Source organism: Pseudomonas sp. WT-JTC (genome assembly GCF_056711565.1).
The window spans coordinates 1,134,838-1,149,818 of sequence record NZ_CM160042.1 but is presented as its reverse complement, the minus strand read 5'-3'; the positions used below and the strand labels follow the sequence as shown (position 1 = coordinate 1,149,818).

12 protein-coding genes are annotated in these 14,981 nt (G+C 61.5%); 7 read left to right on the top strand and 5 right to left on the bottom strand.

Annotated elements, in window-relative coordinates; translation table 11 throughout:
- Window positions 1–38 precede the first annotated feature (38 nt).
- Complete coding sequence (locus tag AC06G5_RS05075; RefSeq protein WP_413428032.1) at window positions 39–683, bottom strand: Pr6Pr family membrane protein; 645 nt, start codon at window positions 681–683, stop codon at window positions 39–41.
- Window position 684: 1 nt separating this feature from the next.
- Complete coding sequence (locus AC06G5_RS05070; protein ID WP_413428033.1) at window positions 685–915, bottom strand: VF530 family protein; 231 nt, start codon at window positions 913–915, stop codon at window positions 685–687.
- A gap of 468 nt (window positions 916–1,383) precedes the next feature.
- On the opposite strand from AC06G5_RS05070, the gene AC06G5_RS05065 reads away from it, so the two are divergent.
- The 7 genes from AC06G5_RS05065 (at window position 1,384) to cmoB (ending at window position 11,242) form a co-directional block, all read left to right on the top strand.
- On the top strand, window positions 1,384–2,766 hold the full coding sequence (locus AC06G5_RS05065; RefSeq protein WP_413703512.1) for a carbohydrate porin: 1,383 nt from the start codon (window positions 1,384–1,386) through the stop codon (window positions 2,764–2,766).
- 223 nt (window positions 2,767–2,989) lie between these two features.
- Window positions 2,990–5,401: a glucose/quinate/shikimate family membrane-bound PQQ-dependent dehydrogenase gene (locus AC06G5_RS05060; RefSeq protein WP_413428035.1), complete on the top strand. Its 2,412-nt coding sequence runs from the start codon at window positions 2,990–2,992 to the stop codon at window positions 5,399–5,401.
- Between the two features lie 300 nt (window positions 5,402–5,701).
- Window positions 5,702–8,119, top strand: coding sequence for an endopeptidase La (gene lon, locus AC06G5_RS05055; protein WP_413703513.1), 2,418 nt, complete (start codon window positions 5,702–5,704; stop codon window positions 8,117–8,119).
- A gap of 207 nt (window positions 8,120–8,326) precedes the next feature.
- A complete protein-coding gene (locus AC06G5_RS05050; RefSeq protein ID WP_008016732.1) occupies window positions 8,327–8,719 on the top strand; it encodes a protease inhibitor I42 family protein in 393 nt (130 codons plus the stop codon).
- A gap of 2 nt (window positions 8,720–8,721) precedes the next feature.
- Entirely contained in the window at window positions 8,722–9,357 is a 636-nt protein-coding gene (locus AC06G5_RS05045; RefSeq protein WP_413428037.1) for a lysoplasmalogenase, read from the top strand.
- 152 nt (window positions 9,358–9,509) lie between these two features.
- Complete coding sequence (gene cmoA / locus AC06G5_RS05040) at window positions 9,510–10,289, top strand: carboxy-S-adenosyl-L-methionine synthase CmoA (RefSeq protein WP_413423649.1); 780 nt, start codon at window positions 9,510–9,512, stop codon at window positions 10,287–10,289.
- Window positions 10,286–11,242 (top strand): tRNA 5-methoxyuridine(34)/uridine 5-oxyacetic acid(34) synthase CmoB, encoded by a 957-nt coding sequence (cmoB, locus tag AC06G5_RS05035; RefSeq protein WP_413423651.1) that lies wholly within the window; start codon window positions 10,286–10,288, stop codon window positions 11,240–11,242. Before cmoA ends, cmoB begins: the two co-directional genes overlap by 4 nt.
- Window positions 11,243–11,347: 105 nt before the next feature.
- Here cmoB and tadA read toward each other — a convergent pair whose 3' ends face one another.
- The 3 genes from tadA to AC06G5_RS05020 form a co-directional block, all read right to left on the bottom strand.
- Complete coding sequence (gene tadA / locus AC06G5_RS05030; protein WP_413423653.1) at window positions 11,348–11,845, bottom strand: tRNA adenosine(34) deaminase TadA; 498 nt, start codon at window positions 11,843–11,845, stop codon at window positions 11,348–11,350.
- Window positions 11,845–13,221, bottom strand: a complete 1,377-nt coding sequence (locus tag AC06G5_RS05025; protein WP_413423655.1) for a multicopper oxidase family protein — start codon at window positions 13,219–13,221, stop codon at window positions 11,845–11,847. Before AC06G5_RS05025 ends, tadA begins: the two co-directional genes overlap by 1 nt.
- A 409-nt stretch (window positions 13,222–13,630) precedes the next feature.
- Complete coding sequence (locus tag AC06G5_RS05020) at window positions 13,631–14,977, bottom strand: hypothetical protein (RefSeq protein ID WP_480459049.1); 1,347 nt, start codon at window positions 14,975–14,977, stop codon at window positions 13,631–13,633.
- Between the last annotated feature and the right edge of the window lie 4 nt (window positions 14,978–14,981).

Sequence of the window (14,981 nt, the reverse complement as noted above, 5' to 3'; positions counted from 1 at the left end):
TGTGGCGAGAGGGTTTGCCCCCTCACCACAATCAGCGTTCACTTGCGGGCAGCGCGCAATCGATCCAACGCGATCAACAACAACGCAATCACCACAAACCCCGCCAGCAATCCCCCGGCATTGATAAACACCTGTGGATAACCCAGCTTCTCCACATCAATGAACGGATACGGATAAACCGCCAGCAAATTCCCGCGCAACAGGGAATAGGCGAAGTACACCAGTGGATAAATCACCCATAACGCGATGTGCCCCAAGCGCAACATGCCCTTGGGCACACAGCACCACCAATAGCCCAGAAACAACAGCGGCATGACGTCATGCAGCAGCTCATCGGCCAGCCATTGCCAGCCTTGCGGATGCCACAAGTGACGCAGCAACAGGCTGTAGGCCAGGCCGACCACGGCGATGCTCACGGCCACTCCACTGCTGACCCACGGCTGCAAAAACCAGCGGCGCGCGGCCGACTCGCGGGACGTCGCTTCACAGGTCAGCACGGTTGCCACCAGCGTATTGCTGAGCACGGTGAAATAGCTGAAAAAGCTCACCAGGCCACCTGTCAAACTGGCTGCCAGCGTCCAGCGCGAGTAGAAAATCAGGTACAGCTGGATACTCAATCCGGCCCAGCCAAGGACGGCAGCGATGGCGGCGAAACGACGCCGCGCGACTGACGGGATGAACATGTCAGAGCGGACGCTTGGTGCGCATCAGTTTCACGTAGAGGCGCTCAACCTTCTCCCGCGCCCACGGGGTTTTACGCAGGAACGTCAGGCTCGACTTGATGCTCGGGTCACTCTTGAAGCAGCGGATATCGATGCGCTCGGCCAGCCCCGACCATTCGTAGTGTTCAACCAGGGTGTTGAGGATTTGCTCCAGGGTTACGCCGTGCAGCGGGTCGTGGGTCTGTTCGGTCATGCCGGGCCTTCAGCGATGTAGGGATGGGAAGCCGCGCACCTTAGCCGAGGGCTTCGTTGGGGGGAAGCGGTCTGTTAAATGTAGGTGATCCCGGGGTTCTGGGACCCTGGGACCCTGGGACCCTGGGACTCTGGGACTCTGGGACTCTGGGACTCTGGGACTCTGGGACTCTGGGACTCTGGGATTCTGGGATTCTGGGATTCTGGGATCCTGTAGGAGCGAGCTTGCTCGCGAAAAACGCAAGGACACCGCTGGGCATCTGGTTTTACGCGTTTTCGTTCACGACCATCGCGAGCGAGCTCGCTCCTACAGGAGAACACTGTTACCAAAATTGAAAGGATGCATGTCAGTAAAACCCCTTTCTCTATTTGTAACAGATCATTATCCTTGCGCCTGCCTTAGCTGAAACGCTTCCGCCAGCCACTTCTTCCGCTCATCCCCCAGAAAAAGATCAAGAATTTCTTCTCTATGCCTGATTTACGATTCTCGAAAGACAGCGCTGTCTTTAAGGTTGTCTCTTGCCACAACGTCCTCAAACTGATCGGCGGATTCACCGCGTTCGGCCTCGCCAGCTGTGTCCAGGCCGCTGCGGCATTCGAAAGCGACTCACCGTGGATGCTCGGCGACTGGAACGGCACTCGCACTGAACTTGCGGAAAAAGGCTACGACTTCAAAGTCGATTACACCGGCGAGATGGGCAGCAACCTGCACGGTGGCCACGACCACGACCGCACCGCGCGCTACAGCGACCAGTTCGGCCTGGGCACCCACCTGGACTTGCAGAAGATCCTCGGCTGGGACGATGCCGAGTTTCAGCTGACCATTACCGAACGCAGCGGCAACAACATCAGCAACGACCGCATCAACGATCCGCGCGTCGGCGGTTTCACCTCGGCCCAGGAAGTCTGGGGACGTGGCCAGACCTGGCGCCTGACGCAGATGTGGTATCAGCAGAAATTCTTCGATCAGAAGCTCGATATCAAGGTCGGCCGTTTCGGTGAGGGCGAAGACTTCAACAGCTTCCCCTGCGACTTCCAGAACCTGGCGTTCTGCGGCTCCCAGGTCGGCAACTGGGCGGGCGACATCTGGTACAACTGGCCGGTCAGCCAGTGGGCGATGCGGGTCAAATATCACCTGACGCCCGAGTTGTACGCGCAGGTTGGCGCCTATGAGCAAAACTCGTCGAACCTGGATCGCGGCAATGGCTTCAAGCTCAGCGGCAGCGGCACCCAGGGCGCGGTCCTGCCGGTGGAGCTGGTGTGGACGCCGAAGCTCAACGGCCTGCCGGGCGAATATCGCGCCGGTTACTACTACAGCAGCGCCAAGGCCACCGACGTCTACAAGGACAGCAACGGCCAGCCTGCCGCCCTGAGTGGCGAGGCCTACCGCAGCGCCTCGAGCAAACACGGCGTGTGGCTGGGCCTTCAACAGCAAGTCACCAGCCTCGCCAGCGACCACTCCCGCGGCTTGAGCCTGTTCGCCAACGGCACAATGCACGACAAGAAAACCAATGCCATCGACAACTACGTCCAGGCCGGCCTTGTCTACAAAGGCCCGTTCGATGCCCGCGCCAAGGACGACATCGGTTTCGCCATGGCCCGCGTGCACGTCAACCCGGCCTTGCGCAAAAACGCCGAGGCGACCAACCAGGCCCATGCCGTCTTCGACTTCGACGATCCGGCCTTCCTGCCACCGCAGGACACCGAATACAGCGCCGAACTCTATTACGGCGTGCACGTTACGAATTGGCTGACCGTACGCCCGAACCTGCAATACATCCGCCATCCCGGTGGCGTTGACCAGGTCGATGACGCGCTGATTGGCGGGATCAAGATCCAGTCGTCGTTCTAAGCAACACCACAAACCCCTGTAGGAGCGAGCTTGCTCGCGATGGACGTGAACGATAACGCTACGAGCCTGACACCCCGCGGCGTTCTCAGGCTTTTCGCGAGCAAGCTCGCTCCTACAGGGACTGCGTCAGCCAAACCGGTTTTATATGAACCCTGCCCGCGCCGGATCGTCATCTACAGTGAACTGGCGCGGGACTACTTGAAACGTCACGGAGAATCACACTATGAGCACTGATGGTGCCTTGGGTCGAAGCCGTCTATTGCCGGCCCTGCTCGGCATACTGCTTCTACTGATGGGCCTGGCCATGCTGGCCGGGGGGATCAAGCTGAGCATGCTCGGCGGCTCGCTGTATTACCTGCTGGCCGGTATCGGCCTGACGCTGACCGGCGTGTTGCTGATCGCCGCCCGCCGCGCAGCGCTGGGCCTGTATGCCCTGGTGCTGTTCGCCAGCACTGTGTGGGCCCTGTGGGAAGTCGGCCTGGACTGGTGGCAACTGGTGCCGCGCCTGGCGCTGTGGTTCGCCCTCGGCGTGGTGATGCTGCTGCCGTGGTTCCGTCGCCCATTGCTGATCAACGGCCCTGCCCCCATGGGCACTGGCGCCTTGAGCGTGGCCGTGGTCCTGGCCGGTGTTACCGCCCTGGCTAGCCAGTTCACCCATCCGGGCGAGACCTTTGGCGAGTTGGGTCGTGACTCGGCTGACATGGCCAGCACTGCGCCACAAATGCCTGACGGAGACTGGCAGGCCTATGGCCGCAGCGAATTCGGTGACCGCTACTCGCCGCTCAAGCAGATCACCCCGGGTAACGTCGGCAAGCTGCAGGAAGCCTGGCGTATCCAGACCGGCGATCTGCCAACCGCCGATGACCCGGTGGAACTGACCAACGAAAACACCCCGCTCAAGGCCAACGGCATGCTCTATGCCTGCACCGCCCATAGCAAGGTGCTGGCGCTGGACCCGGACACCGGCAAGGAACTGTGGCGTTTCGACCCGCAGATCAAGAGCCCGGTGGGCTTCAAGGGCTTCGCCCACATGACCTGCCGTGGCGTGTCGTACTACGACGAAGCCGCTTACGCCAAGTCTGAAACCGCTGCGTCCGCCGTCATCTCCGAGGCCGGCAAAGCCGTTGCCCAGGCTTGCCCGCGTCGCCTGTACCTGCCAACCGCCGATGCACGCCTGATCGCACTCAACGCCGACACCGGCAAGATCTGCGAAGGCTTCGGCACCAACGGTGTGGTTGACCTGACCCAAGGCATCGGCCCGTTCACCGCCGGTGGCTACTACTCCACCTCGCCAGCCGCGATCACCCGTGATCTGGTGATCATGGGTGGCCACGTCACCGACAACGAATCGACCAACGAGCCGTCCGGCGTGATCCGCGCCTACGACGTGCGCGACGGTCATCTGGTATGGAACTGGGACAGCAACAACCCGGACGCCACCGAACCCTTGGCCCCGGGCCAGACCTACAGCCGCAACTCGGCGAACATGTGGTCGCTGGCCAGCGTCGACGAAAAACTCGGCATGGTCTACCTGCCACTGGGCAACCAGACGCCTGACCAGTGGGGCGCCGACCGCACTCCAGGCGCCGAGAAATTCAGCGCCGGCCTGGTCGCCCTGGACCTCGCTACCGGCAAGGTACGCTGGAACTACCAGTTCACCCACCACGACCTGTGGGACATGGACGTTGGCAGCCAGCCAACCCTGCTCGACATGAAAACCGCCGACGGCGTGAAACCTGCGCTGATCGCTCCGACCAAACAGGGCAGCCTGTATGTCCTCGACCGTCGTGACGGCACGCCGATCATCCCGATCAAGGAAATCCCGGTTCCGCAAGGCGCCGTGAAAGGCGACCACACCGCCCCGACCCAGGCCCGTTCGGACCTGAACCTGCTGGCCCCGGAACTGACCGAAAAAGCCATGTGGGGCGCCAGCCCGTTTGACCAGATGCTGTGCCGCATCCAGTTCAAGGAGCTGCGCTACGAAGGTCAGTACACCCCGCCGTCGGAACAGGGCAGCCTGATCTATCCGGGTAACGTCGGCGTCTTCAACTGGGGCGGCGTTTCGGTCGACCCGGTTCGCCAGCTGCTGTTCACCAGCCCGAACTACATGGCCTTCGTCTCGAAAATGGTGCCACGTGCTGAAGTAGCAGCCGGCAGCAAGCGCGAGAGCGAAACAGCGGGCGTGCAACCGAACACGGGCGCACCTTACGCGGTGATCATGCACCCGTTCATGTCGCCGTTCGGCGTACCGTGCCAGGCTCCGGCCTGGGGCTACGTGGCCGGCATCGACCTGACCACCGGCAAAGTCGTGTGGAAACGCAAGAACGGCACCAGCCGCGACAGCTCGCCAATTCCTGTCGGCATGAACCTCGGCGTGCCGAGCATGGGCGGCTCGATCGTCACCGCAGGCGGCGTCGGCTTCCTCAGCGGCACCCTGGACCAGTACCTGCGCGCCTACGACGTCAACACCGGCAAAGAGCTGTGGAAAGCTCGCCTGCCGGCTGGCGGCCAGGCTACGCCGATGACCTACACCGGCAAGGACGGCAAGCAGTACGTGCTGTTGGTCGTCGGTGGCCACGGCTCGCTGGGCACCAAGATGGGTGACTATGTGATTGCGTACAAACTGTCGGAATAAGTATCAGCGGCAGTAAACATCAAAGGCGACTCCCCCACAGGAGTCGCCTTTTTTGTTGCCACCACAAAACCACTCTGTAGGAGCGAGCTTGCTCGCGATGGTGTGTCAGGCAAATTGATGCCGACTGACACACCATCGCGAGCAGGCTCGCTCCTACAGGGGGCCGGTGTCATGCCGAAATCCAGCTAACCTGTCTCTGCGCTGAACACGCCTTCGAAACACCGCGTTGCAGAAAATGACCGTTGAAACCACCGCCAACCTGCCCCATCTAAGACCCATACCCATTGCGCAGGTGCCCCCATGAGCGACCAGCAAGAATTCCCCGAAGACCCGAGCGAATACGCAGACCCGGAAAACGCACCGCACCACACAGCCGGCAAAGGCCTGGCCCTGCCCGGCCAGAACCTGCCGGACAAGGTCTACATCATCCCGATCCACAACCGACCGTTTTTCCCGGCCCAGGTGTTGCCGGTCATCGTCAATGAAGAGCCATGGGCCGAGACGCTCGACCTGGTGGCCAAGTCCGGACACAACTCTCTGGCCCTGTTCTACATGGACACGCCCCAGGAAGACCCGCGCCACTTCGACACCTCGGCCCTGCCGCTGTACGGCACCCTGGTCAAGGTGCACCACGCCAGCCGCGAAAACGGCAAGCTGCAGTTCGTCGCCCAGGGCCTGACCCGTGTGCGCCTGAAGACCTGGCTCAAGCATCACCGCCCGCCGTACCTGGTGGAAGTCGAATACCCGCACCAGCCCACCGAGCCGACGGACGAGGTCAAGGCCTACGGCATGGCGCTGATCAATGCGATCAAGGAACTGCTGCCGCTCAACCCGCTGTACAGCGAAGAGCTGAAGAACTACCTCAACCGCTTCAGCCCCAACGACCCGTCGCCGCTGACCGATTTCGCCGCCGCGCTGACCTCGGCCACCGGTAGCGAACTGCAGGAAGTGCTCGACTGCGTGCCCATGCTCAAGCGCATGGAAAAAGTCCTGCCGATGCTGCGCAAGGAAGTCGAGGTCGCGCGCCTGCAAAAAGAGATTTCAGCCGAAGTTAACCGCAAGATCGGCGAACATCAGCGCGAGTTCTTCCTCAAGGAACAACTCAAGGTCATCCAGCAGGAGCTGGGCCTGACCAAGGACGACCGCAGCGCCGACCTCGAACAGTTCGAGCAACGACTGACCGGCAAGGTGCTGTCGTCGCAAGCGCAAAAGCGCATCGAAGAAGAGATGAACAAGCTGTCGGTGCTGGAAACCGGCTCGCCCGAGTACGCAGTCACCCGTAACTACCTCGACTGGGCAACCTCGGTGCCGTGGGGCGTCTACGGCGAGGACAAACTCGACCTCAAGCACGCGCGCAAGGTGCTGGACAAACATCATGCCGGCCTCGACGACATCAAGGACCGCATCCTCGAATTCCTCGCGGTCGGGGCGTACAAAGGCGAGATCAGCGGCTCCATCGTACTGCTGGTCGGTCCGCCGGGCGTGGGCAAGACCAGCGTCGGCAAATCCATCGCCGAATCCCTGGGCCGGCCGTTCTATCGTTTCAGCCTCGGCGGCATGCGCGACGAAGCCGAGATCAAGGGCCACCGCCGCACCTACATCGGCGCGCAGCCGGGCAAACTGGTCCAGGCGTTGAAAGACGTCGAAGTGATGAACCCGGTGATCATGCTCGACGAGATCGACAAGATGGGCCAGAGCTACCAGGGCGACCCGGCCTCGGCGCTGCTGGAAACCCTCGATCCGGAACAGAACGTCGAATTCCTCGACCACTATCTGGACCTGCGTCTGGACCTGTCGAAAGTGTTGTTCGTGTGCACCGCCAACACCCTCGATTCGATCCCCGGCCCGCTGCTGGACCGGATGGAAGTGATCCGCCTGTCGGGTTACATCACCCAGGAAAAAGTCGCCATCGCCAAACGTCACCTGTGGCCCAAGCAGCTTGAGAAAGCCGGCGTGTCCAAGAGCAGCCTGAGCATCAGCGACAGCGCGCTCAAGGCGTTGGTCGACGGTTATGCCCGTGAAGCCGGCGTGCGCCAGCTGGAAAAAAACCTCGGCAAACTGGTGCGCAAGGCGGTGATGAAACTGCTCGACGAGCCGCAGGCTGTGATCAAGCTCGGGCCGAAAGACCTGGAGGCCTCCCTCGGCAAGCCGGTGTTCCGCAACGAGCAGGTGCTGGCGGGTGTCGGCGTGATCACCGGGTTGGCCTGGACCAGCATGGGCGGCGCCACCCTGCCGATCGAAGCCACGCGCATCCACACCCTCAACCGTGGGTTCAAGCTCACCGGGCAGCTGGGTGACGTGATGAAAGAGTCGGCGGAGATCGCCTACAGCTACGTCAGCTCGCACCTGAAGTCGTATGGCGGCGATCCGAAGTTCTTCGACGAAGCCTTCGTCCACCTGCACGTGCCGGAAGGCGCCACGCCGAAAGACGGCCCGAGCGCCGGCGTGACCATGGCCAGCGCCCTGCTGTCGCTGGCGCGCAACCAGCCGCCGAAAAAAGGCGTGGCCATGACCGGCGAACTGACGTTGACCGGGCATGTATTGCCGATTGGCGGGGTGCGGGAAAAAGTGATTGCGGCGCGGCGGCAGAAGATCTTCGAACTGATTCTGCCAGAGGCCAACCGCGGGAACTTCGAGGAGCTACCGGAATACCTGACGGAAGGCATTACCGTGCACTTTGCCAAGCGCTTTGCGGATGTGGCGAAGGTGCTGTTCTGATATATCACTAGCGCCTGCTCCATCGTCTTCGCGAGCAAGCCCGCTCCCACATTTGATCGCGTAATCAGCAAGCCACTCGGTCTGATGTGGGAGCGGGCTTGCTCGCGAAGGCGTCGGTACTCACAACACCAATTCCCGCAGCTGTCACACTTTGTCTCATCTCGGTTATGCTCGCCGTTCGTCGTGAACGCCGGAGCCACTGACCTCATGTCCCCCATTCGCCTGCTTGTCCCCCTCGCCCTCGCCTTGCTGGCCGCGTGTGCCACGCAACCGAAACAGAACGTGACCGTGGAAAAACAAAGCGAATGTCCGGTGAAACTCACCAACGGGCAAAACCTGATCCTGACCCTGCCGAGCAATCCGACCACGGGTTATCGCTGGGCGATCCAGGATTCGGCTGGTGGTGTCTTGCACGCCCTGGGGCCAGAGGTTTATCGAAACCCGGAAGATGCCGGCATCGTCGGCGCGGCCGGGGTATCGACCTGGCGCTTCCAGGCGTTTGCGACCGGCACCGGGCGTTTGCGCCTGACCTCGCAACAGCCGTGGGCGCCGGAAGTGCTGCCGGTCGAATCCTTCGACTGCGCGATCTCGGTTAACTGACCGTGGGTTGGCTGATTCTGGCGCTAATGGGCGCGGTAACCTTTCTTTACGGCCTGAGCGTGCATGCGTCTCTCCTGTGCCTGCTGGTCAAGCCACTGCCGGTGCTGGCGCTGCTCGGGTGGCTGCACGACGCACCGCCCGGCGAATATCGACGCTGGATCAGCCTGGGCTTGATCTTCTCCTTGCTCGGCGACGTGCTGCTGGCGTGGCCGGGGGACTTGTTCGTGTTTGGCTTGGGCGCGTTTCTGGTTGCGCATCTGGCCTATCTGAAAGCCTACCTGAGCGATTGCCGGCGTCCGGCGTTGCTGCCGCTGTTCATTGCCCTCAGTGTCGGCGCCATTCTGCTGGGAATTCTGATTTCCCATGGGCTGGGGCCATTGTTGATCCCGGTTATCGTCTACGGCCTGGCGATCAGCGCCATGCTCTGGCGCGCCCTCGCGCGGCTCGGTACCGATGTTTCCAAGCGTTCAGCGCTGCTGGCGGCGGGCGGGGCCGTGGCGTTTGTGTTTTCCGACAGTGTGATTGGCATCAGCCGTTTCGTAGTGCCATTCGACGCGGCGCCTTACGTGATCATCCTCAGTTATTGGCTGGGGCAATGGGGGATCACCGCTTCGGCGTTTGGCACAAAACCGCGCTGAATTCTTCGCGAGCAAGCCCGCTCCCACATTGGAATGCGGTCAAATGTGGGAGCGGGCTTGCTCGCGAAAGCAATCTCACGGCCAACGAAGAATCCGGACCTGCCCGCCGGTTTATCAGACAACCCGCGCATCAGCGCGCCAACTTGGCTAAAATGCCGGCCTTTTCCACCTACACCGCTGGAACCGCCGTGAGCAAAGAACCCGATCGCCTTTTCGCCCAGCCTCTGGCCCAGGTGCCTGACTTCGCCTTTAACGAGGACGTGGTGCGGGTGTTCCCGGACATGATCAAGCGCTCGGTGCCGGGCTATCCGACCATCGTTGAAAACCTCGGTGTGCTCGCCGCGCAGTTCGCCCAGCCGGGCAGCGTGCTGTACGACCTGGGTTCGTCGCTGGGTGCCGTGACCCAGGCCCTGCGCCGGCACGTGCGCACCGACGGTTGCCGGGTGATCGCTGTGGATAACTCGGCAGCGATGGTCGAACGCTGCCGCGAGTACCTCAACGGACAGGATTCGATGTTCCAGGAGCTGCTGCCGGTCGAGGTGATCGAAGGCGATATCCTTGCCCTCGACTTTCAGCCAGCCTCGGTGGTGGCGTTGAACTTCACCCTGCAATTCATCGCCCCGGACCAGCGCACCGCGTTGCTGACGCGTATCCGCCAATCGCTGCTGCCCGGTGGCGCGCTGATCCTCTCGGAGAAGCTGCGCTTCAACGATGCCGAAGAACACGCGTTGCTCACTGACCTGCACGTGGCGTTCAAACGCGCCAACGGCTACAGCGAGCTGGAAATCGCCCAGAAGCGCAGCGCCATCGAAAACGTCATGAAGCCCGACAGCCTCGAAGAACACCGCGAACGCCTGCTGGCCGCCGGGTTCTCGAAAGTCGTGCCGTGGTTCCAGTGTCTTAACTTTGCCTCGTTGATTGCCTTGCCATGATTGATCTGTCCCCCCTCGCCCGCCGTCTGGCCGGAACACCGCTGGCCGACTGGGCCAACACCCTGCAAGCGCAACTCGACAAGAAAATGGAAAAAGGTCATGGCGACCTGGAGCGCTGGCAAAGCGCGCTGGACGCCCTGCCACAGATCCAGCCAACTGAAGTCGATTTGCTCAACGGCTTGAAGCTGGACACCGATTGCGATGACGCAACCCGCGCGCAAATGCGCACCGCGTTGATGGGCCTGTCGCCATGGCGCAAGGGGCCGTTCGACCTGTTCGGCGTGCACGTCGACACCGAATGGCGCTCGGACTGGAAATGGTCGCGGGTCGCCCCGCACCTGAATCTGAAAGGCAAGCGCATCCTCGATGTCGGCTGCGGCAACGGCTACTACATGTGGCGCATGCTTGGCGCCGGCGCGGACAGCGTGATCGGCGTCGACCCGAACTGGCTGTTCTTCTGCCAGTTCCAGGCGGTGCAACGTTACCTGTCCAAGCCCAATGCCTGGCACCTGCCCTTCCCGTTCGAAGACCTGCCGCCGAACCTCGAAGGTTTCGACACGGTGTTTTCCATGGGCGTGTTCTACCACCGCCGCTCGCCCATCGAGCATTTGCTGGCGCTGAAGGATTGCCTGGTCAAGGGTGGTGAACTGGTGCTGGAAACCCTGGTGGTCGAAGGCGATAAACACCAGGTACTGGTGCCGGAAGACCGTTACGCGCAGATGCGCAACGTGTGGTTCCTGCCATCGGTGCCGGCGCTGGAGTTGTGGCTGCGTCGTGCCGGGTTCACCGATGTGAAGTGCGTGGATGTGAGCACCACCACGATCGAGGAACAGCGCGGGACGGAGTGGATGAAGTATCAGTCGCTCAGTGACTTCCTTGATCCGGAAGATCACAGCAAGACCATCGAAGGTTTACCGGCACCGATGCGGGCTGTCATCGTCGCCAGAAAGTAACGCAAGAATCTGTAGGAGCGAGCTTGCTCGCGAAGGTGTGTCAGTCGACACCACTTAGCCTGACACTCCATCGCGAGCAAGCTCGCTCCTACAGAGGTTCGGTGTTCAGTCTGAGGGCTTGGCGCGCCGGGCCTTGAAGAACTCGCTCAGCACCGCCCCGCACTCCTCCGCCAACACCCCGCCTTCATACAGCACCCGGTGATTCAAGAAGCCCTGGGTAAAGAACTGCCCCTGGCTTTGCACAATCCCGGCCTTGGGCTCCAGCGCGCCGTACACCACCCGCGCAATCCGCGAATGCACGATCAGGCCCGCACACATGCTGCACGGCTCCAGGGTCACATACAGCGTGCTGCCTGGCAGGCGATAGTTGCTCACGGCCTGGGCGGCAGCGCGAATGGCGACCATCTCGGCGTGGGCGCTCGGGTCGCTGCCACTGATCGGGCAATTGAAGCCGCGACCGATGATTTCACCGTCCTGCACCAGCACCGCGCCCACCGGCACTTCACCGAGGGCGGCACCTTGCGCGGCCAGCACCAGGGCTTCACGCATGAAGTCCCGATCACGGCTGCGGTCGATAATGGCGGCGGGTCGAATCTGACGCATCACGCCACCTCGATCGCGGCCATCAGGCCGGTTTCCATGTGGTCGATCACATGGCAATGGAACATCCACACGCCAGGGTTATCCGCCACCAGCGCCACCTGGGCGCGCTCGTTCTTGCCCAGCAGGTAGGTGTCGGTGAAGTACGGAATGATTTTGTGCCGGTTCGAGGCGATGACCTTGAAGCTCATGCCGTGCAAGTGAATCGGGTGCTGATACTGAGTCATGTTTTTCAATTCGAAGATGTAGCTCTTGCCCTTCTCAAGCTTGGCAATCGGGCGGTCGGCGCAAGTCTTGTCGGTGATGTCCCAAGCCTTGCCGTTGATCTGCCACAGGCTTGGCGGCTTGCCGTTGTCGATATTGACCGACACCGAGCCCACCCATTCGAAATTGAAGTTGAGTTTCTCGGCATTGGCCAGGTCCGGCTCGGCGATCGGGTTGGCCGGCAGTGCCGGCGGCCACTCGGTCGGCGCGTCGCCATTGGCCACCGAACGCAAGGTGCCGAGGCGCACCGGACCGTTGCGCAGGGACAACTCTTCACCGGCCGCTGGCGCCTTGATCGCCAGGCAGATGCGCATGCCGGGGCCGAGCCAGTACTCCTTGCCCAGCGGGCGTGGCTCGATGGGGTTGCCGTCCAGTGCATAGATCTGCGCTTCGACGCCGGGGATGTTCAGGCGATAAGTCAAAGTATTATCGAGGTTGAGCAGGCGTACACGGGTGATCTGCCCGGCTGGCAAATCAATCACCGGCTGCGAGACCCCGTTGATGGTCGACAGACGCCCCGCCGTACCGCCACGGGCCGCTTCACGGGGAATGCTGAACTCGACGAAATTGCCCACCTCGTCGACATGCCAGCTCTTGAGGCTCAAGGTTTTCTCGTACTTGAATCCGGTCGGCTCGCGCTCTTCGATGATCAACGGCCCGACCAGCCCACGGCCAAGCTCTTCGCTGCTGTTCACGTGCGGGTGATACCAGTAACTGCCAGCGTCAGGCACGCGGAACTTGTAGTCGAAATATTCACCCGGCAGTACCGGCAATTGCGACACATAAGGCACACCGTCCATTTCCAGCGGCAGGCGGATGCCGTGCCAGTGGATGGTGGTGGCGACCGGCAGATGATTGATGAAACGCACCCTCAGCCATTCGCCCTGGCGCACGCGCAACTCGGTGCCTGGTGCCGACGGGCCGAAGGCCCAAGCCTCGGTCTTGTGCCCCGGCACCAGTTCGACGTCCAGCGGTGCGGCGATCAGTTCATAGTCGTGACCGGCATCTGCGTCGGCCATCTTGCCCAGCCAGTAGCGCGACGCGCCACCGGCTCCCACGCCAACGACAACAAGACCGGCCAGACCACCGAGTATTTGGCGACGGGTAAACGACATGAACTCAACTACCTCACGAATCAGCAACAGGCCCACGGCCCGCAAAAGGCGAATACGATACACCTGCGATTGCGAAACAGTAAGGGCTGCGCGGCGGATGGACGCAGGGCGGCATCGGACATACAGGCTAAATCGGGACGCGGTACAGCCCTGTCCGTACCCGAAATCGAATCGCAAATGGGCGTAACCATGTAGTGCACATTGCTAGAGCGTACGGGGCATCTTCGACATCCATTTTCTCAAGGAACGAGAGCCGATGAACTCAATTGAGTCCCGCTGATCCACCGCTTCCGCGCCACCGATCAGGACAACGCCGACCTGCATACGAGCGAGTTTGTGAAAAACGATTTGCGCTTTCAGGTCGAGATGCCCTGGATGGCGCTGGATCCTTCTCACCCAATGGTTTTCTTCATCTCAGGTCGATCACGATGATCTCGCAAAGATCGCCGGCTTTCAGATCCTGCGTGTTGTGAAGCTCCGATTGGGCCTTCAGTTCGTCCACCAGTGGTATGCGCGGCACTTCAGTCGGTGCACCTTTCTTGCCACCATGCTTGCCCGCCATCGTTGACATCACGGTCTTGAGGCGATCGGGTGTCTGTTCCTCGTTGCGTTTGTTGAAGCGGCTCCACATCGCCCTGGGCGTTGCGTTCAGGCTGCCGTGATGTCCGACCTTGTAGAAATCGACGTCGTCGAGCAGTTCCGCCATCTCCGATTGGAGCGCGTAGTTCCAGTTCTCCAGTTGCGCATCACCGGGAAACAACAGCTTCCTGGTTCCCGCTTCGAACAAAAGGATCAGGCTCGTATTGTTCATGGCGTCATCCAGCGCCGTGACGATCCCGAGCAATTGATCAGCTTCCGCGTTGTCGACCCGTTCCGCGACCCAGCGCATCTCGCTTGGCAGGCTCGTCTTGCGAAACATTTCTTCTTTCGATAGCTGTGGGAACAGCTTGCTGTTCGACTGCGTAGCCAGCTCGCCATCCACACCGAGAGCCACCAGGGGATTCGCACGCAACCAGTAATCGCTCGAGGCTTTCGCATACTTTTTGATCGACTTCGACTGCTGCAATGTCGGGGGGCCCAACACGTGCACCTTGATGCTCGGCAGGACTTCATCGAGAGCGACATCACAGCCGTGAAACAGATAGACGTTGCGTGTCTCATCACCGGCCATGGTCATCAGGTTCTTTACCGCGGAGAGGTTCTTGATGTTGTCCTCGCCGAGAAAGCGCAGGCGGTCGGCGAACGGCCACTGGGCGTTGAAGCCCTTCTCGCCGTCAAGACGCCGCACCACCGATTCGGCGATGGCATGCATGCTTTCGAGCGAGGCAACACGCGTGTCAAACGCCTTCTTCGCCGCTGCCGCATCAGTCGGGCCCGCCCAGTTCTCAGGTGCTTCGGGCGCCTCGGTCCATGGCTGCAGCACGCGATCAGGCTTCAGTGCCCGGATCACATCACCAGGACCATCGCCATTGTCGGACGTCGCGAACCCGCTGATGTGATCGGCATGCCGGTGGGTGGCGACCACGATATCGAGCTTGCCGCCACATTGCTGCGCGATGTCGTCGGCCACGTGCTTCATGTCCGCCTTCGGATCGTTTTTCGGCATGCCGGTGCTGCCGAAATCGATCAGGATGTGCCTGGCGCTGTCGTCGCTGTAGTCGAAGCGCAGAAGAAAGCAGTCGCCGAATCCGACCTGGTAGGCACGAATTGTCGCCTTGACGGGGTGCGGTGCTGCGGCGTGAGCGGTAGTGACCATGGAG